The organism is Arthrobacter sp. Sr24 (assembly GCF_054511175.1).
Genome location: NZ_JBTNDB010000019.1, coordinates 42,736 through 66,164 on the forward strand (window position 1 = coordinate 42,736; position 23,429 = coordinate 66,164).

General features: G+C 58.2%; 28 protein-coding genes. 3 read left to right on the plus strand and 25 right to left on the minus strand.

Annotated features, from left to right (window positions below; translation table 11 throughout):
- Window positions 1-22: 22 nt before the first annotated feature.
- The gene (gene glmS / locus ACX80D_RS12665; RefSeq protein ID WP_459323064.1) at window positions 23-1,975 is read right to left on the minus strand and encodes a glutamine--fructose-6-phosphate transaminase (isomerizing); all 1,953 of its coding nucleotides are present in this window, start codon (window positions 1,973-1,975) and stop codon (window positions 23-25) included.
- 141 nt (window positions 1,976-2,116) lie between these two features.
- Between glmS and coaA the strand changes: the two genes are divergently transcribed.
- From coaA to mscL, 3 genes are all read left to right on the plus strand, one after another.
- Entirely contained in the window at window positions 2,117-3,085 is a 969-nt protein-coding gene (gene coaA / locus ACX80D_RS12670) for a type I pantothenate kinase (protein WP_459323066.1), read from the plus strand.
- Between the two features lie 518 nt (window positions 3,086-3,603).
- Window positions 3,604-4,176 (plus strand): M15 family metallopeptidase, encoded by a 573-nt coding sequence (locus tag ACX80D_RS12675; protein WP_459323067.1) that lies wholly within the window; start codon window positions 3,604-3,606, stop codon window positions 4,174-4,176.
- A 73-nt stretch (window positions 4,177-4,249) separates the two neighbouring features.
- Complete coding sequence (mscL, locus tag ACX80D_RS12680; protein WP_459323068.1) at window positions 4,250-4,657, plus strand: large conductance mechanosensitive channel protein MscL; 408 nt, start codon at window positions 4,250-4,252, stop codon at window positions 4,655-4,657.
- Between the two features lie 90 nt (window positions 4,658-4,747).
- On the opposite strand, the gene glmM is transcribed toward mscL, so the two are convergent.
- The 24 genes from glmM to rpsH form a co-directional block, all read right to left on the minus strand.
- A complete protein-coding gene (gene glmM / locus ACX80D_RS12685; RefSeq protein WP_459323070.1) occupies window positions 4,748-6,094 on the minus strand; it encodes a phosphoglucosamine mutase in 1,347 nt (448 codons plus the stop codon).
- Between the two features lie 310 nt (window positions 6,095-6,404).
- Window positions 6,405-6,920 carry a 30S ribosomal protein S9 gene (gene rpsI / locus ACX80D_RS12690; RefSeq protein WP_459323072.1) on the minus strand — a complete coding sequence of 172 codons (516 nt, stop codon included), beginning with the start codon at window positions 6,918-6,920 and terminating at the stop codon, window positions 6,405-6,407.
- Between the two features lie 37 nt (window positions 6,921-6,957).
- Window positions 6,958-7,401 (minus strand): 50S ribosomal protein L13, encoded by a 444-nt coding sequence (rplM, locus tag ACX80D_RS12695; protein ID WP_363843371.1) that lies wholly within the window; start codon window positions 7,399-7,401, stop codon window positions 6,958-6,960.
- Window positions 7,402-7,660: 259 nt separating this feature from the next.
- On the minus strand, window positions 7,661-8,560 hold the full coding sequence (locus ACX80D_RS12700; RefSeq protein ID WP_459323073.1) for a tRNA pseudouridine synthase A: 900 nt from the start codon (window positions 8,558-8,560) through the stop codon (window positions 7,661-7,663).
- A gap of 103 nt (window positions 8,561-8,663) precedes the next feature.
- Window positions 8,664-9,158: a 50S ribosomal protein L17 gene (gene rplQ, locus ACX80D_RS12705; RefSeq protein ID WP_459323075.1), complete on the minus strand. Its 495-nt coding sequence runs from the start codon at window positions 9,156-9,158 to the stop codon at window positions 8,664-8,666.
- 86 nt (window positions 9,159-9,244) lie between these two features.
- A complete protein-coding gene (locus ACX80D_RS12710) occupies window positions 9,245-10,255 on the minus strand; it encodes a DNA-directed RNA polymerase subunit alpha (RefSeq protein WP_062286657.1) in 1,011 nt (336 codons plus the stop codon).
- A 131-nt stretch (window positions 10,256-10,386) separates the two neighbouring features.
- Window positions 10,387-10,788: a 30S ribosomal protein S11 gene (rpsK, locus tag ACX80D_RS12715; RefSeq protein ID WP_038464649.1), complete on the minus strand. Its 402-nt coding sequence runs from the start codon at window positions 10,786-10,788 to the stop codon at window positions 10,387-10,389.
- 108 nt (window positions 10,789-10,896) lie between these two features.
- Window positions 10,897-11,274, minus strand: coding sequence for a 30S ribosomal protein S13 (rpsM, locus tag ACX80D_RS12720; protein ID WP_459323076.1), 378 nt, complete (start codon window positions 11,272-11,274; stop codon window positions 10,897-10,899).
- A gap of 190 nt (window positions 11,275-11,464) precedes the next feature.
- Entirely contained in the window at window positions 11,465-11,578 is a 114-nt protein-coding gene (gene rpmJ, locus ACX80D_RS12725) for a 50S ribosomal protein L36 (RefSeq protein ID WP_011775570.1), read from the minus strand.
- Window positions 11,579-11,607: 29 nt separating this feature from the next.
- The gene (gene infA / locus ACX80D_RS12730) at window positions 11,608-11,829 is read right to left on the minus strand and encodes a translation initiation factor IF-1 (protein WP_009358723.1); all 222 of its coding nucleotides are present in this window, start codon (window positions 11,827-11,829) and stop codon (window positions 11,608-11,610) included.
- 160 nt (window positions 11,830-11,989) lie between these two features.
- On the minus strand, window positions 11,990-13,018 hold the full coding sequence (locus ACX80D_RS12735; protein ID WP_459323077.1) for a P1 family peptidase: 1,029 nt from the start codon (window positions 13,016-13,018) through the stop codon (window positions 11,990-11,992).
- Between the two features lie 224 nt (window positions 13,019-13,242).
- Window positions 13,243-14,592: an ABC transporter substrate-binding protein gene (locus ACX80D_RS12740; RefSeq protein ID WP_459323079.1), complete on the minus strand. Its 1,350-nt coding sequence runs from the start codon at window positions 14,590-14,592 to the stop codon at window positions 13,243-13,245.
- Between the two features lie 125 nt (window positions 14,593-14,717).
- Entirely contained in the window at window positions 14,718-15,629 is a 912-nt protein-coding gene (locus ACX80D_RS12745) for a carbohydrate ABC transporter permease (RefSeq protein WP_459323081.1), read from the minus strand.
- Window positions 15,629-16,537 (minus strand): carbohydrate ABC transporter permease, encoded by a 909-nt coding sequence (locus tag ACX80D_RS12750; RefSeq protein WP_459323111.1) that lies wholly within the window; start codon window positions 16,535-16,537, stop codon window positions 15,629-15,631. Before ACX80D_RS12750 ends, ACX80D_RS12745 begins: the two co-directional genes overlap by 1 nt.
- A 38-nt stretch (window positions 16,538-16,575) precedes the next feature.
- The gene (locus ACX80D_RS12755) at window positions 16,576-17,331 is read right to left on the minus strand and encodes a glycerophosphodiester phosphodiesterase (protein WP_459323082.1); all 756 of its coding nucleotides are present in this window, start codon (window positions 17,329-17,331) and stop codon (window positions 16,576-16,578) included.
- Between the two features lie 202 nt (window positions 17,332-17,533).
- A complete protein-coding gene (gene map, locus ACX80D_RS12760; RefSeq protein WP_459323084.1) occupies window positions 17,534-18,370 on the minus strand; it encodes a type I methionyl aminopeptidase in 837 nt (278 codons plus the stop codon).
- 111 nt (window positions 18,371-18,481) lie between these two features.
- A complete protein-coding gene (locus tag ACX80D_RS12765) occupies window positions 18,482-19,066 on the minus strand; it encodes an adenylate kinase (protein ID WP_459323086.1) in 585 nt (194 codons plus the stop codon).
- On the minus strand, window positions 19,063-20,388 hold the full coding sequence (gene secY, locus ACX80D_RS12770; protein WP_459323088.1) for a preprotein translocase subunit SecY: 1,326 nt from the start codon (window positions 20,386-20,388) through the stop codon (window positions 19,063-19,065). The genes ACX80D_RS12765 and secY overlap by 4 nt, the downstream gene beginning before the upstream one ends.
- Before the next feature lie 218 nt (window positions 20,389-20,606).
- Window positions 20,607-21,086, minus strand: coding sequence for a 50S ribosomal protein L15 (gene rplO / locus ACX80D_RS12775; RefSeq protein WP_459323090.1), 480 nt, complete (start codon window positions 21,084-21,086; stop codon window positions 20,607-20,609).
- Between the two features lies 1 nt (window position 21,087).
- Window positions 21,088-21,300 (minus strand): 50S ribosomal protein L30, encoded by a 213-nt coding sequence (gene rpmD, locus ACX80D_RS12780; RefSeq protein WP_459323091.1) that lies wholly within the window; start codon window positions 21,298-21,300, stop codon window positions 21,088-21,090.
- Window positions 21,300-22,007 (minus strand): 30S ribosomal protein S5, encoded by a 708-nt coding sequence (rpsE, locus tag ACX80D_RS12785; RefSeq protein ID WP_363843336.1) that lies wholly within the window; start codon window positions 22,005-22,007, stop codon window positions 21,300-21,302. Before rpsE ends, rpmD begins: the two co-directional genes overlap by 1 nt.
- Complete coding sequence (rplR, locus tag ACX80D_RS12790; RefSeq protein WP_459323093.1) at window positions 22,004-22,375, minus strand: 50S ribosomal protein L18; 372 nt, start codon at window positions 22,373-22,375, stop codon at window positions 22,004-22,006. Before rplR ends, rpsE begins: the two co-directional genes overlap by 4 nt.
- A gap of 2 nt (window positions 22,376-22,377) precedes the next feature.
- Window positions 22,378-22,914 carry a 50S ribosomal protein L6 gene (gene rplF, locus ACX80D_RS12795; protein WP_459323095.1) on the minus strand — a complete coding sequence of 179 codons (537 nt, stop codon included), beginning with the start codon at window positions 22,912-22,914 and terminating at the stop codon, window positions 22,378-22,380.
- A gap of 23 nt (window positions 22,915-22,937) precedes the next feature.
- The gene (gene rpsH, locus ACX80D_RS12800; RefSeq protein ID WP_363843327.1) at window positions 22,938-23,336 is read right to left on the minus strand and encodes a 30S ribosomal protein S8; all 399 of its coding nucleotides are present in this window, start codon (window positions 23,334-23,336) and stop codon (window positions 22,938-22,940) included.
- Window positions 23,337-23,429: the final 93 nt, after the last annotated feature.

Consider the following 23,429-nt stretch of genomic DNA (forward strand, 5'->3'; position numbering starts at 1 on the left):
TGAGGCGCCGCGGCTCGAACTGCTACTCGACGGTGACAGACTTGGCAAGGTTGCGCGGCTGGTCCACGTCATATCCCTTGGCCGAGGCAAGTTCCAACGCAAAGATCTGTAGCGGAACCGTGGCCAAAAGCGGTGCCAACAGGGTGCTGGTCTCGGGAATGTAGAACACATGCTCTGCATGGTCTTGTACCGAGAGGTCCCCTTCCTCAGCAATCACAATGGTCATGGCGCCGCGGGCACGAACTTCTTGGATATTGGAAACCACCTTGGCGTGGAGGGAATCGCGGCCACGCGGCGAAGGAACCACCACAATAACGGCCTGGCCTTCTTCAATGAGCGCGATGGGACCATGCTTGAGTTCACCTGCAGCAAAGCCCTCGGCGTGGATGTAGGCCAGTTCCTTGAGTTTCAAGGCGCCTTCCATGGCAACGGGGTAACCCACATGACGCCCCAGGAAGAGCACGGTGCGGGTGTCAGCCATGCTGCGGGCAAGGCTCTTGATTTGCTCAGCATTGGCCAGCACGTCAGCAATCTTGGCCGGGGTCTTGGCCAGTTCAGCCAGAATGTCCTTGATCTGGCCCTGGAACAGGTTCCCGCGCAACTGTGCCAAATACAGGCCCAGAAGGTAGGTGGCGGTGATCTGGGCTAGGAATGCCTTGGTGGAGGCCACAGCAATTTCCGGGCCCGCATGCGTGTACAGCACGGCATCGGATTCGCGGGGAATCGTAGAACCATTGGTATTACAGATCGAGACCGTTACTGCACCCTGTTCCTTCGCATAGCGAACAGCCATCAGGGTATCCATGGTTTCCCCGGACTGCGAGATGGAGACGATCAGGGTGCGCTCATCCACGATGGGATCCCGGTACCTAAACTCATGGGACAGCTCCACCTCGGTGGGGATCCTGCACCAATGTTCGATGGCGTACCGGGCAACTTGTCCGGCATAAGCGGAGGTGCCGCAGGCCAGCACAATGATCCGGTTGATGGATTTCAGAACTGACGGATCAACGCGCAATTCATCCAAGGTTAGAACACCTTCGCCGTCGGTGCGTCCCAGCAGGGTCTGCGCTACGGCGTCGGGCTGGTCATGGATTTCCTTTTCCATGAAGGAGGGGTAGCCACCCTTTTCAGCGGCAGCAGCATCCCAGTCCACCAAGTATTCTTTGCCCTGCGCAGGCGCGCCGTGGAAGTCGGTGATTTCCACCGAGTTGGCGGTGATGGAGACTACCTGATCTTGGCCCAGTTCCACGGCCCGACGGGTGTAGTCAATGAATCCGGAAACGTCCGAACCCAAGAAGTTTTCGCCCTCACCCAAACCCACAACAAGAGGTGAGTTCCTGCGGGCGGCAACCACTACACCTGGCTGGGAGGCGTGCGTAGCCACCAGCGTGAAGGCGCCTTCGAGCTGCTGCGCAACCTGGCGCATGGCCAAGGCGAGCCGACCGCCATCGGAGGCTCCGGCGTCGTGCGCGTCAGTGTTTGAGCTTGAAGCCGAGGACTCTGAATCAGAGGCCTCCAACTCGGCGTAGGCTTCGCCGAGAAGCGTGGCGGCTACTTCGCTGTCAGTCTCTGAAGCGAAGCTGTGGCCACGGGCCAGCAGATCGGCCTTGAGTCGTGAATAGTTTTCAATGATGCCGTTGTGCACCACGGCCAAGCTCCCGCCAGCCACAACGTGGGGGTGGGCGTTGGCGTCGGTGGGACCACCGTGCGTTGCCCAACGGGTGTGCCCGATCCCTGCAGATGCGTCCGGCAGCGGGTTGGCTTCCAGCTCATCGAGCAGCTTGACCAACTTTCCGCTCTTCTTGCGCATGGCGATGCCCTCTGCACCCGCCACAGCGATTCCGGCGGAATCGTAGCCGCGGTATTCCAGCCGGCGCAGACCCTCCACAATCACTTTTAGGGCACGCTGGCCAGTCGTTGACGCACTACCTTGAGCCGGGGCGGTGCCGGCGTATCCCACAATTCCACACATGAAAAACAATCATAAGCCCCGCGGAATTCAAAGGACGTTCTACGTCTTCCTAGTGTTCGGCCCTGAAAATATGTCTCGACCCAGACACTGTTATCTGGGTCTCGTTTCCCACCTCACCCCAAACAAGGCAGAATTGCAGATGTGACAGCGCAAAGAACCGAGCCAAGCAACGGCGTCAGTGCCTCTCCTTTCGTGGAGCTGGACCGCCAGACGTGGTCTCGTCTTGCCAATAAAATTGAGCAGCCCCTAGACGAATCCGATGTTCAGCGGCTCCGTGGACTCGGGGACCAACTGAACATGCGAGAGATACACGATGTCTATCTGCCCCTCTCCCGCCTCCTTAACCTTTACGTTGGCGCGGCCGGTCACCTGCACAGCGCCACCACCACTTTTCTAGGCGAGCGCGGCTCCCGCACCCCTTTCGTGATTGGTGTTGCCGGCTCCGTTGCTGTGGGCAAATCCACAACGGCGCGCGTCCTCAAGGAGATGCTGTGCCGCTGGCCCGACACTCCCAATGTGGAACTAGTCACTACCGACGGCTTCCTTTATCCCAACGCCGAGCTTGAGCGCCGTGGTCTCATGGGCCGAAAGGGGTTCCCGGAGTCCTACGACCGCCGAGCCTTGTTACGCTTCGTCAGCGCCATCAAGAGCGGCGCCGAAGAGGTCCGCGCCCCCATGTACTCGCACCTGACTTACGACATCCTGCCGGACAAGGAAGTGGTGGTCCGCCGCCCCGACGTCCTCATTGTTGAGGGCCTGAATGTGCTCGCGGCAGCCCGCCCCCGCACCGATGGACGCTCCGGCCTGGCCGTGAGTGATTTTTTCGATTTCTCCATCTACGTGGATGCCAAAACCAGCTACATTGAGCAGTGGTACATCGACCGTTTCCGTTCCTTGCGTAGTGGCGCGTTCGCAAATCCGGATTCCTATTTCCGGCGCTACGCAGACCTCTCCGATGTCGAGGCCACCGCTACGGCCTCGAAAATTTGGAAGAGCATCAACGAACCCAATTTGCTCCAGAATGTGCTGCCCACCCGCGGCCGCGCCCAGTTGGTGCTCACCAAGGACGCTGACCATTCCATCCGACGCATGTTGTTGAGGAAGGTCTAGTGCCCGTTGTGGGATTCCACCAGGCACGCCGCCCCCGACAGTCACCCGGCGAACGCCTGCGCCGCGAGTTCTCATGGCCGCGGCCCGGCGGGGTCATGCTTTCTTGTGTGGGTGCCGCATTGGTTGTTGGAGGGGCCCTCGGCTTGGCAGGTTCCACCGAGCCAGTCGCCGGTCCACAACCAGCCCTCTCAACAGTTCTGCGCACGACGCCGGGCACTCCTTGGGTGCCTTCTGCTAGTTCGCCGCTGTCTACTCCAGCAAAAACTGCTTCCTCTTCCGATTCCCCCTCTTCCTCGACGTCTTGGTCTTCGCCGTCTGCGAGCGAATCATCGAGTGCTGCCTCGAAGCTTGCCGTGTCGGGCGGCTCTGCGACTCCTCTGCCCCCTTCAGCCACACCCACGCCTCCCTTGATCAAGGGCGCGGCGAAAGATTCACCCGTTCACAAGGCTTTTGCTTCAGGGGCATCCACTCCGAAAGATCGATCGCTGCTGAACATTTTCAATCCCAAGAGTCCCCTGGTGCTGGTTAATAAACATCACGCGCTAGCCCCGCTGAAGTATTCGCCGTCGGATCTTATAGTTCCGGCGATACCCGAGGGATCTGGGGAGCCTGGATTGCTACGTGCCGAAGCCGCCACGGCCGCCGAACGCATGTTCACCGCTGCAGCAGCACAGGGAGTGCAGCTAAGTCTGCTGAGCAGCTACCGCTCCTATGACACGCAGATGGGCCTCTACCGCGGCTACGTGGCCACCAAGGGGTCGGCGACAGCTGACACCACCTCGGCCCGGCCCGGATTTTCCGAGCACCAGAGCGGACTAGCTATGGACATTGGTGATGCAGGCGCTGGTACGGCCTGTGAATTCCATTCCTGCTTTGCGGAGACAGCCGGGGCCCAGTGGGTCGCCGCTCATGCCCACGAACACGGCTTTGTGGTTCGCTATGGTCCTGGTTCTGAATCAACGACTGGATATGCGGCCGAGCCGTGGCATCTTCGCTATGTGGGTGTGGCTGTCGCTGAGGACATGTTGGTTCGGGGCTTCCACAGCTACGAAGAGTATCTGGGGCTTCCCGGCGCCCCCGGCTACAAATAGGGCTACAAATAGTTTTCCCGCGAATACACCCAGTATTCACCCAGTTTCATCAAGAGTGCGGTAGCTTGAGTGCATGCTAAAGGGATTCAAAGATTTCATAATGAAGGGCAACGTCGTAGACCTTGCCGTCGCCGTCGTCATCGGTGCAGCCTTCGGGGCAGTGGTCAACTCCCTCGTTGAGAACATCCTGATGCCGCTTATCGCAGCACTAGTCGGTTCCACCGACTTTGACAGTTTCGCAATCCTGACCATCAATGGAGTTGACATCAAATTCGGTGTCTTCCTCACCGTCTTGGTGAACTTCATCATTGTTGCTGCCGCCATCTACTTCATAGTTGTAGTCCCAATGAACCACATGATCGCCCGACGCAACGCCAAACTTGGCATCAAGGAAGAGGAAGCAGCCGTGGATCCGCAGATCCTCCTGCTCACCGAAATCCGCGATGCACTCAAGACCACGCCCAGCGGCGGCCAGCACTAACGACAACTACCCTGAACACAAACGAAAGAAGGTGGCCATCCCTCACGGGATGGCCACCTTCTTTCGTTGCAAGAACTTTGAAGCGAGAAATTAGAACGAAAGCTCGGCCTTGACCACACTGACCAAGTCATCGCAAATGCGTTCTGCGGTTTCAATGTCTCCGGCTTCAACCATGACACGTACCAGCGCTTCTGTTCCTGAGGAACGCAGCAGCACACGACCGGTGTCACCCAGCTCTGCTTCGGCCCGGGCCACGGCAGCATTGATGGCCGGCACTAAAGCGGCCCTGCTCTTGTCCACGTTCTTGACGTTAATCATGACCTGGGGAAGCTTAGTCATGACACCAGCCAATTCCTTGAGGGTTTTGCCGGTCTTGGCAACCTGGGCAGCCAGTTGCAAACCAGTCAGCACGCCGTCACCTGTAGTGGCGTACTTGGAGAAGATAACGTGCCCGGACTGCTCACCACCGAGAGTGTAGTCGCCGCGGCGCATTTCTTCGAGCACGTAACGGTCGCCTACGCCTGTTTCACGGATAGTAATACCAGCGTTGCGCAGCGCGATTTTCAGGCCAAGGTTGCTCATGACGGTGGCTACCAAGACATCGTCCTTCAGCTCCCCGGCAGCCTTCTGCGCCAGCGCCAGAACAGCCATGATCTGATCGCCATCAATGATGTTGCCTTCGTGATCCACGGCAAGGCAGCGGTCGGCATCTCCATCATGGGCGATCCCAAGATCCGACCCGGTAGCCAGCACCGTTTCCTGGAGCAGTCCCAGATGTGTGGAGCCAACACCGTCGTTGATGTTCAGGCCGTCAGGGTCAGCGCCAATAACTGTGATCTGTGCCCCTGCATCTGTGAATACCTGAGGCGAGCAACCGCTGGCCGCTCCATGAGCACAGTCCAAGACGATCTTCAGACCATCCAGGCGGTGCGGCAAGGTCCCGAGCAGGTGCACCACATAGCGGTCTTCGGCATCCGAGAAGCGCTGGATTCGCCCCACATCTACGCCCACCGGACGGAAGGGGGCGAGCTGCAACTGTGCCTCAATGGCGTCCTCAACGTGGTCGGGGAGTTTGTTGCCACCCCGAGCAAAGAACTTGATTCCATTATCCGGCGCCGGGTTGTGCGAGGCCGAGATCATAACCCCGAAGTCGGCACCCAGATCAGCAATGAGGAAGGCAGCCGCTGGAGTGGGCAGTACGCCAGCGTCGTAAACGTCTACGCCAGCACTTGCTAAGCCTGCCTCTACGGCAGCAGCAATGAACTCTCCACTGGCTCTGGGGTCACGAGCAATCACAGCACGAGGGCGCTTACCCTCGCTCATCTGTTCATGACCGAGCACCACAGCAGCAGCCTGTGCGAGGGATAGGGCCAATTCAGCCGTCAGCAGGCCATTGGCCAAACCGCGGACACCGTCTGTTCCAAATAATCTTGACATCCTGTTCAGTCTAAATCATGAAACGGGAAATCCGTTCCGCCGTCGGCATGCCCTCGGCCACACCGTCCCTCCCCCAGACGCTAGCGCAGCAATGGTGCCATCCCTGGCGACGCTAGCGCAGCAATGGTGTCAATCTGCCCAGCGCTATCGCACCTGAACGAATGCTGCACACTAGGACTTGTTATGCAGAAAAATCACAAAGGTGCGATAGCGTCCGCGAAAAACACACCAAAGGTGAGATAGCGTCAGGGATTTGGGGACAAAAAAGCCCCGCTCGTGGTGAGCGGGGCTTTTGTGTAAGCGGTAATATTTAGCGCTTGGAGTACTGCGAAGCCTTACGAGCCTTCTTAAGACCAGCCTTCTTACGCTCGATGACGCGAGCGTCACGAGTCAGGAAGCCTGCCTTCTTCAGGATGGCGCGGTTGTTCTCAACGTCGATCTCGTTCAAGGAACGAGCAACACCGAGACGCAATGCACCGGCCTGGCCCGAGGGGCCACCACCGTGGATGCGGGCCCAAACATCGTAGGCACCATCCAGATCCAGGATGCGGAAGGGATCGTTTACTTCCTGCTGGTGCAGCTTGTTCGGGAAGTAGTTGGACAGCTCGCGGCCGTTCACAACCCACTTGCCGGTGCCGGGTACGACGCGAACGCGGGCGATTGCCTGCTTGCGACGGCCAACAGCTGCGCCTGAGACAGTCAGTGCCGGGCGTTCCTTCTTGGGTGCTGCATCAGTTGCAGCTGAGCTTTCGCTCGTGTAGCTAGTCAAAACTTCTTCCTCGGCCACAACGGCCTCGGTGTTCAGCTCTTCAGTGTTCTGAGCCACGATTCTCCTTGGTTAATGATTTAGGCGGTGGCCAGGACTACTGGGCGACCTGGGTAATTTCGAAAGTCTGAGGCTGCTGAGCTGCGTGGGGGTGCTCGGCGCCGCGGTAGACCTTCAGCTTGCTGATCTGAGCGTTGCCCAGCTTGGTCTTCGGGAGCATGCCGGCTACGGCCTTCTCCACTGCGCGAACCGGGTTCTTTTCCAGCAGTTCTGCATAGTTAACGCTTGAGAGGCCGCCCGGGAAACCGGAGTGGCGGTAAGCGCGCTTCTGTTCGAGCTTGGCGCCGGTCAGGGCAACCTTCTCGGCGTTGATGATGATGACGAAATCGCCCATGTCCATATGGGGAGCGAAGGTCGGCTTGTGCTTTCCACGCAGCAGTGTTGCGGTCTGGCTGGCAAGACGGCCCAAGACAACGTCATTGGCATCAATAATGTGCCACTGACGGGAGATATCGCCGGGCTTCGGGGTATACGTACGCACGGTTTTTGCCTTCGTTTCTTGTTCTTAGGTGGTGTCACAGATGGTTGACACCTGCTATCTATGCGTTTACCGGAACAGAGGTGAGGGCTCTAACACCAGTCATCCTTACACTTCCCGATGACGCCCATTCAGTGGTAGTCCTGCAACCGGACCTGTAACGGGCGCGTGGTATCGAGATAGGACACGCACAACGACTATCCACGATACCTTTAATAATGACCCCGGGTCAAAGCGGGGGTACGTGCAAGCCCGGATTTCTTCACACAACGGGCTCAGGAACGGCCCTTCGGGTTCGAGTGAGGACGGCTCTTTCATGCATGGCGGTCTCGTGCGGGTAGTGAACTTCCTCCAGGATCAGCGGGTGGGGAGCCGCTAAAACCGACTTTGCGTCCCGGATTCCCGCCATTAATCGCTCATACATCCACGCGGGCGACTCCTGTCCCTCACCGATCCGCAGCGAAGCTCCTAGTAGGGCACGCACCATGTTGTGGCAGAAGGCGTCAGCTTGGACATTGACGTTAATCACACCGTCAGAGTCCTGCTCAAAGTCGAAGCGCTGCAGCGTTCGGACAGTTGTCGAGCCATCACGGGGTTTAGCGAAAGCTCGGAAATCTTGCAGCCCCAACATGGGCACCGCGGCCTGGTTCATCAATGAAACGTCAAGATCGCGTTCGTGCCATAACGTCAGCGCCCGCTGCAACGGGTCTTTCCGCGTAGAGCCATCAGCGATCCTGTAGCTGTAACGCCGCCACAGCGCGGAGAACCTGGCATCGAAGCCCACTGGAGCTCGTGACGCGTCAACAATCTCTACAGTCCCCCGCAACTCGCGCAACACCATCCCCAGGGCCCCGTTCAGGCGCCTTCGAAGCGACGCTTCAGGTAATAGATCATGCCCGCGCCGAAGCCCGTCCCATTCCAGCGGGGTCAGGTCAAAATGAGCGACCTGACCGCGGGCATGGACGCCGGCATCGGTGCGTCCGGCCACAGTAAGCCTGACAGGACGGCGCACTATGACGGCCAAAGCTTCCTCAATCACTCCCTGTACAGTGCGCTCAACTGGCTGAATACCCCACCCGCTGTAGGGTCCGCCATCGTAGGCAATGTCCAGGCGTGCCCGAATCAAGCCTTGGTATTCGGGGGTCAATTTCGGATTATGCATGGCTCAATTCTAGGGGTCGGGCAAGTTCCGGACATGCAGAAGGACCTGTCACCCAGCAGGGCGACAGGTCCTTCTAAGTAAATTCTAAGCTTTCGCTTAGGTCTTACTTGGTCTCCTCAGCGGCAGCTTCGTCAGCTACAACTTCGGTCTCTACAACTTCTTCAACCGGGGCTTCTTCAACCGGGGCAGCCTTGGCGGCAGCAGCGGTAGCTTCCTTCACAACGGCCTGCTTAGCGCTGACCGGGTCCAGAACGAGTTCGATGACAGCCATGGGAGCGTTGTCGCCCTTGCGGTTGCCGATCTTGGTGATACGGGTGTAGCCGCCGTCGCGGTTTTCTACAGCCTTGGCGATGTCGGTGAACAGCTCATGGACAATGCCCTTGTCGCTGATCAGGCCGAGAACGCGGCGGCGTGATGACAAGTCTCCACGCTTTGCGAAAGTTACCAGTCGCTCTGCGTAGGGGCTCAGGCGCTTGGCCTTGGTCAAGGTGGTGGTGATCCGCTTGTGCTCGAACAGAGCGGCGGACAGGTTCGCGAGCATTAGGCGCTCGTGAGCCGCTCCGCCTCCGAGGCGGGGACCCTTAGCGGGTGTAGGCATGGTGTTTCTCCTCAAGTGTCAGCCGCACTGTGGCGGATGTGTCAAACACATCCGCCCAGGCGACTAAAAAATTTGTTGTTCGAACTTTAGAGTTCGTCGTCGCCGAAAGCGTCGTCGTTCTCATCAAGGGCTGCGGCACGGGCGGCCAGATCAAATCCTGGAGGGGAATCCTTCAGGGAGAGACCGAGCTCAACCAACTTTGCCTTTACCTCGTCAATGGACTTCGCACCGAAGTTACGAATGTCCATCAGGTCAGCCTCGGAGCGAGCAACGAGTTCACCCACGGAGTGGATGCCCTCACGCTTGAGGCAGTTGTAGGAACGGACGGTAAGGTCCAGATCCTCGATCGGCAGGGCCATGTCTGCGGCAAGAGCGGCATCCGTCGGGGACGGACCAATCTCAATACCTTCAGCGGCAGTGTTCAGCTCGCGAGCCAAACCGAACAATTCAACTAGCGTGGTGCCGGCAGAGGCAATGGCATCCCGCGGGGAGATAGCCTGCTTGGTCTCTACATCAACAATCAGCTTGTCAAAGTCGGTGCGCTGTTCAACACGGGTGGCCTCCACGCGGAAGGTCACCTTCAGAACGGGTGAGTAGATGGAGTCAACCGGGATACGGCCAATTTCCTGATCTACGTTCTTGTTCTGAGCTGCTGAAACGTAACCGCGACCGCGCTCGATGGTCAGTTCGAGTTCGAACTTTCCCTTCGAGTTCAGTGTGGCGATATGCATGTCAGGGTTGTGGAATTCCACACCGGCCGGAGGAGCAATGTCGGCAGCCGTAACGACGCCAGGACCCTGCTTGCGCAGGTAGGCGACGACGGGCTCGTCATGCTCCGAAGACACGGACAGGCCCTTGATGTTCAGGATGATCTCAGTGACATCTTCCTTCACACCGGGAACCGTGGTGAACTCATGCAGGACACCATCGAGGCGGATGCTGGTGACAGCAGCGCCAGGGATGGAGGACAACAAGGTCCGACGCAGTGAATTTCCCAAGGTGTAACCGAAGCCGGGCTCCAGCGGTTCAATGATGAACCGTGAGCGATTCTCGGAAACTACCTCTTCAGATAGGGTGGGGCGCTGTGCAATGAGCACTGGGTTTTCCTTTCAGCGAGCATCCGCTATATGACGCAACACAGGTAGTGGAAATGGCGGCTGACGAGACTTAACGGCGGCGGAGTTGGCCCCCACCGTAGTGAAGGCCAACTCTGTAGCTTTAATTCTCGTTAGACGCGACGGCGCTTGGGCGGACGGCAGCCGTTGTGGGCGCTGGGAGTGACATCCGAGATGGAGCCAACTTCGAGGCCAGCAGCCTGCAACGAACGGATAGCCGTTTCGCGGCCCGAGCCCGGACCCTTTACGAAAACGTCAACCTTGCGAAGGCCATGCTCCTGTGCGCGCTTGGCAGCTGCTTCAGCAGCCATCTGTGCAGCGTACGGAGTTGACTTACGCGAGCCCTTGAAGCCAACTTCACCGGCAGAAGCCCATGAAATGACAGCACCGTTCGGATCCGTGATGGAAACGATGGTGTTGTTAAAGGTGCTCTTGATGTGCGCCTGGCCCAGCGCAATATTCTTTTTATCCTTGCGACGCGGCTTACGAACCGCGCCCCGAGTCTTTGGGGGCATTTTATTCTCCTACTAAAGTTTAATGAGGGGACGGCATAGGCTAAAGCCCACGCTTGCCAACATCTGAAACAGCTGCATAAGGCAACCTTTCAAGCTGGCGAGCGGGTTTTACTTGCCGGCCTTCTTCTTGCCTGCGACGGTGCGCTTCGGACCCTTGCGGGTACGTGCGTTGGTCTTCGTGCGCTGGCCATGCACGGGCATGCCGCGACGGTGACGGATACCCTGGTAGCTGCCGATTTCAACCTTGCGGCGGATATCAGCTGCTACTTCGCGGCGAAGGTCACCCTCAACCTTGTAGTTACCCTCGATGTTGTCACGCAACTGAACGAGTTCAGCGTCAGAAAGGTCCTTGACACGGACGTCCGGGGAAATACCCGTTTCGGTCAGGACATTCTTTGCACGGGTCTTGCCCACGCCGTAGATGTATGTAAGCGCTACTTCCAGCCGCTTTTCGCGGGGAAGGTCTACGCCAGCGAGACGTGCCATATTTGGCTTCTCCTATGTGTAAACCGGAGGTCGTAGGCAGTACACCCGCATATTTTATCGATGCGGCCCTGGCCTCCGACCAGGGGTCCGTTGACACGGTTGCGGATTGCTCCGCCTTCGTCCAACTTGTGCTGCCTTATTAATTTACTTGCGTGAGCAAAAGCCCGGGGTTTCTCCTGAAGAAGAGAAATTAGCCCTGGCGCTGCTTGTGGCGCGGGTTCTCGCAGATCACCATGACTCGACCGTTACGGCGAATCACCTTGCACTTATCGCAGATCTGCTTGACGCTCGGCTTGACCTTCATGGCATTCCTTTGCGTGATTGCAGTTGTGGTTATTTGTAGCGGTAGACGATACGACCACGGGTTAGGTCGTACGGGCTCAGCTCCACCACAACTCGGTCCTCAGGAAGGATACGAATGTAGTGCTGGCGCATTTTTCCTGAGATATGGGCAAGAACGATGTGCTTGTTCGTCAGCTCAACACGAAACATCGCGTTGGGCAGCGCTTCCGTCACAACGCCCTCGATCTCAATGACCCCGTCTTTCTTGGCCATATCCTCCGCTAACTTTGTTGCGCCGTCTTAGAAAGCTCCTGTGGGAGCCGTTTCAGTCCGGCATTGGATTTACTACTAATTATTGTTCGCAAGTGCGCATCCCATAATTGGGCAGGCACAGACAACCAACAACCCACTATAGTGCAAATAGTCAAATAAGTTAAATTGAGCTCTGCGGCGCCCCCGCCGCGAAAGGTCGAAGTATCCCCACCGGGGTTTGCACTTCTTCTGCGCAAGCCACACCATCTAAGATCGCCAGCCGAACCGCTTCCGCCGCGGCCGATTGCAGCTCAATCAGAGAACCCACGGGAAGCTTGGGGTCGACCACCAATGATTGCGCGCATGTGGCGAGAGTAAAGATCGTATCCCCATCGGCGAGGGTGTGCACCGGGTTCAGTGCCCGCGCCATTCCAGCATGTGCGGCGGTGGCCGTGCGCTGGGCTTGAGCTACTGTGAGCGTGGCATTCGTGGCAACCACGGCCAGCGTGGTGTTCAGCCCGTCTCCGGCGGGGATTGTAGGAGCTCCCGGCCTCCACGGAATGCCTGCAGCATTGACCACTGCGAGAGCACCCACCACAATGTGGGCATTTTCCCCCGTCAGCCGCACCGAAGCTGTTCCCAGCCCGCCCTTGAACTGTCCGGCCCCCAGGGCGGCGCCAGTCCCGGCGCCCACATTCCCACGGACGACGTCGGCCCCTTCCGGAGACCCAGCAGCGTCAAGTGCCGCTTCATAACCCATGTCCGGGGTTGGCCGGGCGGTAAAGTCACCTCCTCGTCCCAGATCAAAAATGGCAGCAGCCGGGACAATAGGCACGACGCCTCCGGGCACAGGGAACCCGCGACCCTGTTCCTCGCACCATCGCTGCACTCCCCCGGCGGCCGCCAGCCCATAAGCACTGCCCCCGGTCAGCGCTATCGCGTCAACGGTGGAGACCATGGTGGAAGGATCCAAGGCATCGGTCTCGTGAGTGCCGGGGCCTCCGCCCCGGACATCCACCGACCCAATGGTGTCTGGCGGCGGTAGGACCACGCTTACACCGGTTAGCCATCCGCCGGTGTGGCGTTGGGCCTGACCCACTCGGATACCGGGCACATCGGTGATGGCTCCGTACGAGCCCGGTTCAGCGTTTCCTACTGCACTTCCTTGAGTACTTACGTCTCTGTGTGCTTCGGCATTTCCAATGTTCATCTGCTGAACTCCTTTGCCGCTAGTGATGAGCTGCACTTACTGCGTGCCTTGATTATCTACCGGGGCACTGACATTCACCACGGGGGCCCGAAACCCTAAGACTCACGTTCAGCACAAACGCCAGCTGGCCCACAGCACACGCGGAGAGTAATCCCGGTTAGGGGCAGTTTTTCTCGTGGTGTGCTGCGGGCCAGCCCGGCACAGGGCCAAAACGGCCAGAACGCTTAGAGGTAGGGCTTGACGTTTTCCTCGTAGGACTTGGTGATGGAGGCAGCGGCCGTGGTGAACGCTTCTGCGGGATCTGCCTGCTGGAGCATGATCTTCTCAATGGCTGTGGTGAGGTCTTTGTCGCCGTTGGGAACGAACACGCGACCCCAGTCCTGAACACGAGTTGTGGCCAGCTGATCAACAGCAGTTCGGAACTGCGGCTGCTGCGCGTAAACAGCTTTCATGGTTTCGCCCTCCACAGCGGAGGTACGCACCGGCATGTAGCCGGTATTGGAGGAGAAATACGCAGTGTTCTCAGCGTTGGTCAAGAACTTCAAGAACATGCCGGCGGCCAACTGCTGCTCGGGTGATTTTCCTGCGGGGATTGCCAAGCCGGTGCCTCCGGTGGGGCAGGCTGCCCCTTGGACGCCCTCGGGCAGGAATCCGGTTCCGATGTCAAACTTGGCTGCATCGATAATGCCACTGAGGGACCCGGTGGAGGCAATGGTGCACCCGGTCAGGCCTGCACCGAAATCGGCTACTTGGTCCTTCGCAGTAACGGCAGCGCTCTTGTCCTCGTACACAATCTTCTGCAGGTACTTGGCCGCTTCGAGGGCTTCTGGAGTATCCAGGGTCATGGTCCAGTCTTTGGAGTAAGCACCGCCCGCACCCCAGAGCATGTTGCAGAACCACCACGCGGTCCAGGAAGTTCCCTTGCCCAGTCCCAGCGGCGTCACGGAAGTGGCAGCGGCAATTTTGGGGGCCCACTCATCAAATTCAGCCCAGGTCTTGGGTGCACGGTCAGGCAATCCGGCCTTCTCCCACACGGACTTGTTGTAGTAGAAGAGCGGGGTGGAACGGGCGTAGGGAATGGCCCAGTGATTTTCACCGAATTCGTAATCGTTGTAAAGAGTGGTGTTAAAGTCCGCGGTGTCCATTTCAAGGTGCTGCGCCAACTGATCCAGCGGCAGGATCTGACCGTTGATCATGTAGCGGAACCACCATACGTCACTGGCAATCACCAGGTCAGGAATGTTGCTGGCACCTGAGGATGCCTGGAACTTCTGCGCCACTTCGTCGTAGTTTGCGCCGGCGGTGACGAGGTTGACCTGGATTCCTGTCTCCTCCTTGAAGCGGCTAATGAGCTCGGATTCAAGGTCTTTGGAGGTGCCGGGGTGGTTGGACCACCAGGTGATCTCCTTGGCGGCAGTGACACCCTTCCAGTCGATGGCCTCGTCAGTGGCAGCGCCACCAGCCTGTCCGACGGCGGGTCCACCACATGCTGCCAGAGCTGCCGAACCACCCACGAGGGCGGCCAGTTGCAGTAGCTGGCGGCGATTCAGGTTGGCAAAGGGTGAAGCGTTCATGCTGATCTCCTTGGATAATTTGCCGCTCTCGCAAGGCTGCGGAGGGCACGGTTGCTGGGTTGCTCATGAATGTAGAAGAGGCGGGTGTAAAAGCGTACGGAAAAGAATGAAGAAGCTGCGGGCGCTTAGCCGGTGACGGCACCGGAAGTGAGCCCGGTGACAATGCGTTTCTGAAGCAGGAAGAACACGATCAGCACTGGGACGGTGATGAGAACGGTGCCGGCCATCAGCACACCCCAGTTGGTCACGCCGTCGTTGTTCTGCAGCAATGTCAGGCCCACGGGCAGGGTCATCATCTCGGCCCTGTCCACCACCAGCAGCGGCCAGAGGTACTCGTTCCATTCGGAGACAATCGAGACAAGGGCGACGGCGGCGATAGTCGGTGCGGAAATGGGCACCACAAAACTCCACAGTCGGCGCCAATGGCTGGCTCCGTCCAAGGCTGCCGCTTCCAAGATGGAGATGGGAAGGGTCAGAAAGTGTTGGCGGAATAAGAAGGTGCCAAAGGCACTGGCAAGGCCCGGCAGGATCAGTCCCTGATAGGTGTTGATCCAGCCGAGGTCTGACACGAGCGTGTAGTTAGGGATGATCACAATTTGCTGCGGCACCAGGAGCGCGAACACCACCAACGCGAAGACGAACTTTTTGAAAGGGAACTCCAAGAACACCACCGCATAAGCCGTGGTGAGACCAAGAGTGATCTTCAGCGTCGCTCCCACCACCGTGGTGATGAGGGAGTTGATGAAGAAGTTGCCAAAGGGCACAGCTTCCAAGGCGGCGATGTAGTTGGACAGTTCAAAACTGGCGGGCAGCCACTGGATGGGAACTGTGTAGATCTCATCGCGTTGCTTGAAGCTGGCCAGCATCATCCAGACCAGCGGCAGGACCATGGCGGCAACAGCAACCACCATCAGCACGTAGCCGCCTACTCTGGGCCGCGAGGTACTGCCACCGAGGCCGGAATCAGAGCTGCGCCGGTCAGAACTCTTTCGCTCAGAGCCCTTGGTAACGGGCCGGTCTAACACATCAGAGCGCATCAGTAGTGAACCTTCTTTTGAACGAATAGCATCTGTACAGCTGTGATGATCAGGAGCACCACGAACAGGACGGTGGCGATCGCTGAGGAGTAGCCAGCCCGACCGGTAGCGAATCCTTCCCGGTAGATCTGGTACATCATGGTGGTGGTGCCTTCCAGCGGCCCGCCTTGCGTCATCGCCTGGATGATGTCAAAGGATTGCAAGGAGCTCAGCAACGTGGTCACTGACAAAAAGAAAGTGGTCGGTCCCAGCAACGGAAGCACCACATTTCTCAACGAGGCAAAGGCTCCCGCCCCGTCAAGGGTTGCGGCTTCGATCAGGTCCCGCGGAACGGCTTGCAGCGCGGCTAAATAGATCAGTGCAACGTAGCCGACGTTCTTCCACAGGTAGACCACAATCAGCATGGGCAGCGCCCACGTCGGATCGTTGTACCAATCCGGCGAGCTCAGATCTATAGCGCCCAGCATGGCCCCGAGAACACCAAAGTTGGGGTCAAACACAAAGAGCCACAGAAGTCCGACGGCGACTCCGGACAAGACGTATGGCGCGACGACGACCGTTCGGGCCAGTCCCGTACCGCGAAGTTTGCGGTTGAGCAGCAGCGCCAGCGATAGGCCCAGCACCATGCCGCCGCCAACGGTCGCCAGAGTGAAAATCACCGTGACCCGAACGACGTTGGCCGTGGTCGGATCACTGAACCAGCTCACGTAGTTATCCAGACCGATGAATCGGGCGGTGGCGGAGCCAATATTCCATTGCAGCAACGAGTACTGCAGCGACTGAATCAACGGCTTATAGGTGAAGAGGATTAGCAGGCCAACATTGGGTCCGGCGAAGAGCAAGAACAGCAGCCACGCTTTCCACGGAGTGCGTGGTTTACGCTGCGGAATCGTATCGCCGCCGGTCAGCTTTGCACCGGCTGGGGCAGTGGCTAGTTGTGGCACTGCTATCGATCCAATGCTGCAAATTGCAGACTCTGCTGGAGCAGTTCCGGATCATCGGTACAGATTGCGTCGACACCCATAGCCAACAGTTCACGGGCACGCGCCGGATTATTGACCGTCCAGACCCATGCCGAGAGTCCGGCATCATGGATGGTGACAATGTCGTCCTGGCCCAGACCGCCCTCCCAAACGGAGATTCCTTGTGCGCCTTCTTTGACGGCAAAATCAATGGCTGGGCTCAGTCCGCGGCCAGCGAATTGCTCGCGGGCGTCATCCCCAGCGTCGGTGAACCCGAGTTTTTCCAAGTTGCCAACACACAGCGGATAGATGGTGGCAGCTGGGAGGAGTCGGCGCAGTTCTGCTAGGGCGCCCCAATCGGCGGACGAAGCAAACCACTCCAGTCCAGGAATCGCACTGACCACCTGGACTACGGGTTCTACGGCGTCGGCGTCTTTGAGCTCAATATTGACCCACAGTTTCCCTGCCGCCATGTCAAGCACTTGGGCGAGGGTGGGAACTGGCTGACCAGCACCGGCATCGAGCAGTCCCAGTTGACGGGCGGTAAATTCGTTGATGTTGCCGGTGCCATTGGTGGTGCGGTCGGCGGTGTCGTCGTGGATGACCACTGGGACATTGTCCGCAGACAGGTGAACATCGAGTTCTATGCCGTCCACACCAAGTTCAATTGCGCGCGCGAAGGCCGCTTGCGTGTTCTCAGGCAAGTGAGCTGATACGCCACGGTGGGCAAAGATGCGCATGGAGTTGCTCTCCTCTTTGTGGTCTTAAAGGAGGACTGTGTCAGGTTTTGTACCAGTCCCTTGGGCTTCTTCGACCAAGGTACTCAGCGCAGTGTCACAATGTGTGGCGGTGAAGTGGACAACAGGCAAATAGGAGTTAAATAGTTCAACCCCGGCTCCAGAGAAGTCTGGATCCGGGGTTGAAAGTGATAGGACGCGAGCGTTAGTCCAGTGAGACCGGGGTGACGCCATACGGCGCTAGCCGCTCCGCCCCACCGTCGTCCGCGGTGAGAACCCAGATACCCTTGGCGTGTACGGCCACCGAGTGCTCCCAATGTGCTGCCCGTGCCTTATCGGCAGTGACAACCGTCCAGTCGTCCTGGAGGGTGATGGTGTCGAGTCCACCACGAACCAGCATGGGCTCGATCGCCAAGCACATGCCGTGCTTGAGCTTGGGGCCGCGGTGCTTGGAGGCGTAGTTGAGCACATCCGGGGGCATGTGCATGGCCGATCCGATGCCGTGGCCTACGTAGTCTTCCAAGATGCCGAGTTCTTTGCCAGGCTGGGAGGTGACGTAATCATCGATGGCGTCGCCGATGTCTCCCACATATTTGGCCGAGGCCATCGCCGCGATGCCAGCCCACATGCACTCTTCGGTGATGTCGCTGAGCCGGCGGTCAGCAGGGTCCTCGGCAGAGGGCCCACCGACGATGGCACTGCGGGCCGAGTCAGAATGCCAGCCCTCGATGATGGCGCCGCCGTCGATGGAGATCAAGTCCCCGGCCTCCAGCACGCGTGAGCCGGGGATCCCGTGCACAACTTCCTCATTGACAGAGGTGCAGATTGTGGCGGGGAAATCGTGGTAGCCCAGGAAGTTGGACTTAGCTCCGGCCTTCTTGAGTTCCCCGGCGAAGATCGCATCCAACTCCCCCGTGGTGACACCGGGTGCAACAGCTGCAAAGGTGGTCTTCAGCGCTGCATCGAGGATCAGTCCACTGCGGCGCATAATGCGCATTTGATCGATGGTCTTGTATTCAATTCTTTGCTGGCCAAATGCCATGAAAGAATCCTTTCGCTATAAAAAGTTGAGGGCTCCTCCCCGTAGTGCGGGAAGGAGCCCTCCTTCACAACCGCTGCCAGAACAGCAGGGATTGACAATACTGTGGCGTTGCTAAGCTGCTTCGCCCTTTGACTTTCGGATGGCTTCCATGACACGTGATGTCACATCGTCCATCTCACCCAAACCATCAACCTTGGCCAAAATGCCGCGCTCCGCATAGCGAGACACTACAACCTCAGTCTGCTCACGGTAGAGATCCAAACGGTGACGGATCACCGTTTCAGTGTCATCGCTACGTCCGGTATCCAGTGCACGGCCCAAGAGGCGCTTGACGAGTTCTTCGTCGTCGGCGGTCAACTGGACTACAACGTCCAAGCTGGCACCTGCCACGGCCAGAATGTCATCCAACTCATCCACCTGGGGTGAGGTGCGCGGGTAGCCGTCCAAGAGGAAGCCTTCAGCAACGTCACTCTGGGCGAGCCGATCACGAACCATCCGGTTTGTGACGCTATCGGGAACAAAGTCTCCGTTGTCCATGTACTTCTTGGCTTCCAGGCCCAAAGGCGTTTCACCCTTGACGTTAGCCCGAAAGATGTCACCTGTGGAGATCGCGACAATATCGAGCTCATCACAAATGCGTTCCGCCTGCGTGCCTTTTCCTGACCCGGGAGGTCCAATAATCAGCATTCTTGTCATCGCAATAACCCTTCGTAGTGGCGCTGCTGGAGTTGCGCATCAATCTGCTTGACTGTCTCCAGACCAACACCGACCACAATGAGGATCGAGGTGCCGCCGAATGGGAAGTTCTGGTTTGCTCCGACCATAACCAAAGCGATCAGTGGAATCAGAGCAACAATACCCAGATACATCGAACCAGGAAGCGTGATGCGAGATATTACATACTGCAAGTAGTCCTGTGTGGGGCGACCGGCACGAATACCGGGGATGAAGCCACCGTATTTCTTCATGTTGTCTGAGACTTCTTCAGGGTTAAAGGTAATAGCCACATAGAAGTACGTGAAACCAATAGTCAGTATGAAGTAGATCAGCATGTAGAGCGGGTGGTCGCCGCGAACCAGATAGTTATTAATCCACTCGACCCAGAGGGGAACTTCGGTGCTGTTCGCAGGTGTCGCGAACTGGGCAATCAAAGCCGGCAGGTAGAGCATCGAGGAAGCAAAGATGACCGGGATAACGCCTGCCATGTTGACCTTGATGGGAATGTAGGTGCTGGTGCCGCCCATGGTGCGGCGGCCAACCATACGCTTGGCGTACTGCACAGGGATGCGGCGCTGCGACTGCTCAACGAACACAACGAGCGCAACAACCACCAGGCCCACAACCATAACCGTCAGGAAGGTACCCCAGCCCTGAGTCTTCAGGATAGCGCCCAAAGAGGTCGGGAACATTGCGGCAATGGCAACGAAGATCAGCAAGGACATGCCGTTACCGACACCCTTTTCAGTCACGAGCTCGCCCATCCACATGATCAAACCGGAACCGGCGGTCAAGGTGATGATGAGCAACAAGATAGTGATGAGGTTGTCGTTGGGGATCAACGCGCCAGGTGTCCCTGCAGCGCCACAACCAGCGAAAAGCTGGCCTGAACGGGCAAGAGTCACCAAAGTGGTGGCGTTAAGCAGTCCCAGTGCAATGGTCAAGTAACGCGTGTACTGGGTGAGCTGTCCCTGCCCCTGGGCACCCTCAAGGTGCAGTTCCTGGAAACGGGGGATCACTACGCGGAGCAGCTGAACGATGATGCTCGCCGTGATATAAGGCATGATTCCCAAAGCAAAAATGGAAACCTGGAGCAAGGCGCCGCCGCTGAACAAGTTCACGAGCTGGTAAATGCCCTGAGAAGTGTCAGCTGCATTCACGCACTGTTGGACATTTCGGTAATCAATTCCAGGCGAGGGGATAAAAGCGCCCAAGCGGAAGATGGCAAGAATTCCCAGCGTGAACAACAACTTGCGTCGCAGATCAGGCGTGCGAAAGGCGCGGCCAAATGCGGTAAGCAAGCGTCCTCCTGACGTGTAGTGATGAAGTGGCTTCTCAACTGAAGCCCAAGGATTGATTCTAGTCGGTGATGCAGCTCGCAAAGGAACCGTTACGGATAACAGCCTTGGCTGATCCAAGCATTCCGAAACTTTCGCATAAAACGAAAGACCCCTGGTGAGCGGAACATGAGCTCCGCCCACCAAGAGTCTAGTCGCTAGATGTGCGCATTTTGAACCTTTTACAGTTCGGTGGTGGTTCCACCTGCAGCAACAATCTTGGTGATTGCGCTTGTGGAGAATGCGTGGGCCGTGATGTCAACCTTGACGGTGATATCGCCGGTGCCCAGCACCTTCACGGGCTGGTTCTTGCGAACCGCACCCTTTTCAACGAGTGCCTCGACGGTGACAACGCCACCTTCGGGGAAGAGCTCGTTCAGCTTGTCCAGGTTAACAACCTGGAACTCAACGCGGAACGGGTTCTTGAAGCCACGCAGCTTAGGCAGACGCATGTGCAACGGCAGCTGGCCGCCAGCAAAGCCAGCCTTTACCTGGTAGCGAGCCTTGGTACCCTTGGTACCGCGGCCTGCGGTCTTACCCTTGGATCCTTCACCACGACCAACACGGGTTTTAGCCGTCTTGGCGCCGGGTGCGGGACGCAGGTGGTGGACCTTGAGCGCATTCTGCTTCTCAGCAGTTTCTACAGTCTTGTCAGTAGCCACTTTACTTAGTCTCCTCAACCTTGATCAGGTGCGGAACCGTGTTGATCATGCCAACGGTCACTGCGTCTGCTGTGCGGACAACGGTGTGACCGATGCGCTTGAGACCCAGTGAACGAAGGCAGGCCTTCTGGTTCTGCTTGGCGCCAACGAGGCCCCTGATCTGAGTGATTTCCAGCTTGTTCTCGGAAACCTGAATGTTCTTCGGTGTAGTCATTACAGACCCGCCTTTTGCATATTGCGCAACAGCACAGCCGGAGCAACTTCATCCAAAGGCAGGCCACGGCGAGCCGCAACAGCCTTGGGGTCTTCCAAGCCCTTCAAAGCAGCAACAGTTGCGTGAACAATGTTGATGGCGTTTGAGGAACCCAGTGACTTGGACAGGACATCGTGGATGCCTACGCATTCCAAGATGGCGCGAACCGGGCCACCGGCGATAACACCGGTACCAGCTGCAGCCGGACGCAACATGACGACGCCTGCAGCGGCTTCACCCTGTACGCGGTGAGGAATGGTCTTGCCAACCATGGGAACGCGGAAGAAGGACTTCTTGGCTTCTTCAACACCCTTGGCGATAGCGGCAGGAACTTCCTTAGCCTTACCGTAGCCAACACCGATCATGCCGTTACCGTCGCCGACGATTACCAAAGCGGTGAAGCTGAAGCGACGACCACCCTTGACAACCTTGGCAACGCGGTTGATGTTGACAACGCGCTCGATGAACTGGCTCTTCTCAGCCTCGCGCCCACCGTCACGACCACGGCCACGGCCACCGTCGCGACCGCCTTCGCGGCCTCCACGAGCACCGTCGCGACCGCCACGGCCACGAGCGCCATCGGCGCCTGCAGCTGCTTCAGTCTTCGCCGCACCGTCAGCTGCAGTTGCTTCTGACACAGTGTTCTCCTTGTTAATGTTTTCGGTCACAGTGCCAGCCCGCCTTCACGTGCACCGTCAGCAATAGCTGCGACACGGCCGTGGTAACGGTTACCGCCACGGTCGAAGACAACAGCGTCAATGCCGGCAGCCTTGGCGCGCTCTGCAACAAGCTCACCAATACGCTTTGCCTTGGCGGTCTTGTCGCCGTCGAACGCGCGCATGTCTGCTTCCAAGGTTGATGCGGACACCAGGGTCAGACCCTGGGTGTCATCAATAACCTGAACGAATACGTGGCGAGCTGAACGGTTGACGACCAGGCGCGGACGCACAGTGGTGCCGCTGATGCGCTTGCGCACACGCAGGTGACGGCGGCCGCGTGCTGCGGCCTTGGACTTTCCTCTTATGGATAGTGCCATGGTTACTTACCGGCCTTTCCGACCTTGCGGCGGATGATCTCGCCAGCGTAGCGAACGCCCTTACCCTTGTACGGGTCGGGCTTGCGCAGCTTACGGATGTTGGCAGAAACTTCGCCCACCTGCTGCTTGCTAATTCCTGACACAGAGAGCTTTGTGGGGCTCTCTACGGCCAGGGTGATGCCTTCCGGTGCTTCAATGATGACCGGGTGGCTGAAGCCTAGGGCGAACTCGAGGTCCTTGCCCTTGGCTACTACGCGGTAACCGGTACCAACAATTTCCAGCTTCTTCTCGTAGCCAGCAGTGACACCGATGATCAGGTTGTCAATGAGGGTGCGAGTCAAACCGTGGAGTGAGCGTGAATCGCGCTCATCGTTGGGGCGGCTAACGGTGATGGTGTTTTCGTCAATAGCTGCCGTGATGGGGCTGGCAATAGTAAGCTGCAGCGATCCCTTCGGGCCCTTGACGGAAACAAGGCTGTCTTCAATCTTGACCTCAACGCCGGCAGGCACAGAGATGGGGAGACGTCCAATACGTGACATAAGTTCTTTCCCTTCTCTCTCTACTACCAGACGTAGGCGAGGACTTCCCCACCCACGCCCTTCTTGGCAGCCTGGCGGTCGGTCAGCAGACCTGAAGACGTCGACAAAATAGCGACACCCAAACCACCCAAAACGCTGGGGAGGTTTGTGGACTTCGCGTAAACGCGCAGTCCGGGCTTGGAGATACGGCGCAGGCCAGCGATTGAACGCTCACGTGCGGGGCCGTACTTCAAGTCGATGGTGAGCTTCTTGCCAACCTCAGCGTCTTCAACCTTCCAGGCAGAGATGTAACCCTGTGCCTTGAGGATGTCGGCGATGTGGCCCTTAAGCTTGCTAAACGGCATGGTCACGGTGTCGTGGTGTGCCGAGTTTGCGTTGCGCAGACGCGTAAGCATATCTGCGACAGGATCTGTCATTGTCATTTGGGCGCTTGCCCTTCCTCGTAACGGTTTCCTTCGCGTGGCATCAAGGCGTGAAAATCAGATTTCCAAACGTTGAACCCGCAGAACGGACCT

What these genes read in the sequence shown, in the direction of transcription:
- glmS (WP_459323064.1), bottom strand. Translation starts at nt 1,975, where the DNA reads ATGTGTGGAATTGTGGGATACGCCGGCACCGCCCCGGCTCAAGGTAGT.
- mscL (WP_459323068.1), top strand. Translation starts at nt 4,250, where the DNA reads ATGCTAAAGGGATTCAAAGATTTCATAATGAAGGGCAACGTCGTAGAC.
- glmM (WP_459323070.1), bottom strand. Translation starts at nt 6,094, where the DNA reads ATGTCAAGATTATTTGGAACAGACGGTGTCCGCGGTTTGGCCAATGGC.
- ACX80D_RS12700 (WP_459323073.1), bottom strand. Translation starts at nt 8,560, where the DNA reads ATGCATAATCCGAAATTGACCCCCGAATACCAAGGCTTGATTCGGGCA.
- rplQ (WP_459323075.1), bottom strand. Translation starts at nt 9,158, where the DNA reads ATGCCTACACCCGCTAAGGGTCCCCGCCTCGGAGGCGGAGCGGCTCAC.
- rpsK (WP_038464649.1), bottom strand. Translation starts at nt 10,788, where the DNA reads ATGCCCCCAAAGACTCGGGGCGCGGTTCGTAAGCCGCGTCGCAAGGAT.
- rpsM (WP_459323076.1), bottom strand. Translation starts at nt 11,274, where the DNA reads ATGGCACGTCTCGCTGGCGTAGACCTTCCCCGCGAAAAGCGGCTGGAA.
- rpmJ (WP_011775570.1), bottom strand. Translation starts at nt 11,578, where the DNA reads ATGAAGGTCAAGCCGAGCGTCAAGCAGATCTGCGATAAGTGCAAGGTG.
- infA (WP_009358723.1), bottom strand. Translation starts at nt 11,829, where the DNA reads ATGGCCAAGAAAGACGGGGTCATTGAGATCGAGGGCGTTGTGACGGAA.
- ACX80D_RS12735 (WP_459323077.1), bottom strand. Translation starts at nt 13,018, where the DNA reads ATGAACATTGGAAATGCCGAAGCACACAGAGACGTAAGTACTCAAGGA.
- ACX80D_RS12740 (WP_459323079.1), bottom strand. Translation starts at nt 14,592, where the DNA reads ATGAACGCTTCACCCTTTGCCAACCTGAATCGCCGCCAGCTACTGCAA.
- ACX80D_RS12745 (WP_459323081.1), bottom strand. Translation starts at nt 15,629, where the DNA reads ATGCGCTCTGATGTGTTAGACCGGCCCGTTACCAAGGGCTCTGAGCGA.
- ACX80D_RS12755 (WP_459323082.1), bottom strand. Translation starts at nt 17,331, where the DNA reads ATGCGCATCTTTGCCCACCGTGGCGTATCAGCTCACTTGCCTGAGAAC.
- map (WP_459323084.1), bottom strand. Translation starts at nt 18,370, where the DNA reads ATGGCATTTGGCCAGCAAAGAATTGAATACAAGACCATCGATCAAATG.
- ACX80D_RS12765 (WP_459323086.1), bottom strand. Translation starts at nt 19,066, where the DNA reads ATGACAAGAATGCTGATTATTGGACCTCCCGGGTCAGGAAAAGGCACG.
- rpmD (WP_459323091.1), bottom strand. Translation starts at nt 21,300, where the DNA reads ATGACTACACCGAAGAACATTCAGGTTTCCGAGAACAAGCTGGAAATC.
- rplR (WP_459323093.1), bottom strand. Translation starts at nt 22,375, where the DNA reads ATGGCACTATCCATAAGAGGAAAGTCCAAGGCCGCAGCACGCGGCCGC.
- rplF (WP_459323095.1), bottom strand. Translation starts at nt 22,914, where the DNA reads ATGTCACGTATTGGACGTCTCCCCATCTCTGTGCCTGCCGGCGTTGAG.
- rpsH (WP_363843327.1), bottom strand. Translation starts at nt 23,336, where the DNA reads ATGACAATGACAGATCCTGTCGCAGATATGCTTACGCGTCTGCGCAAC.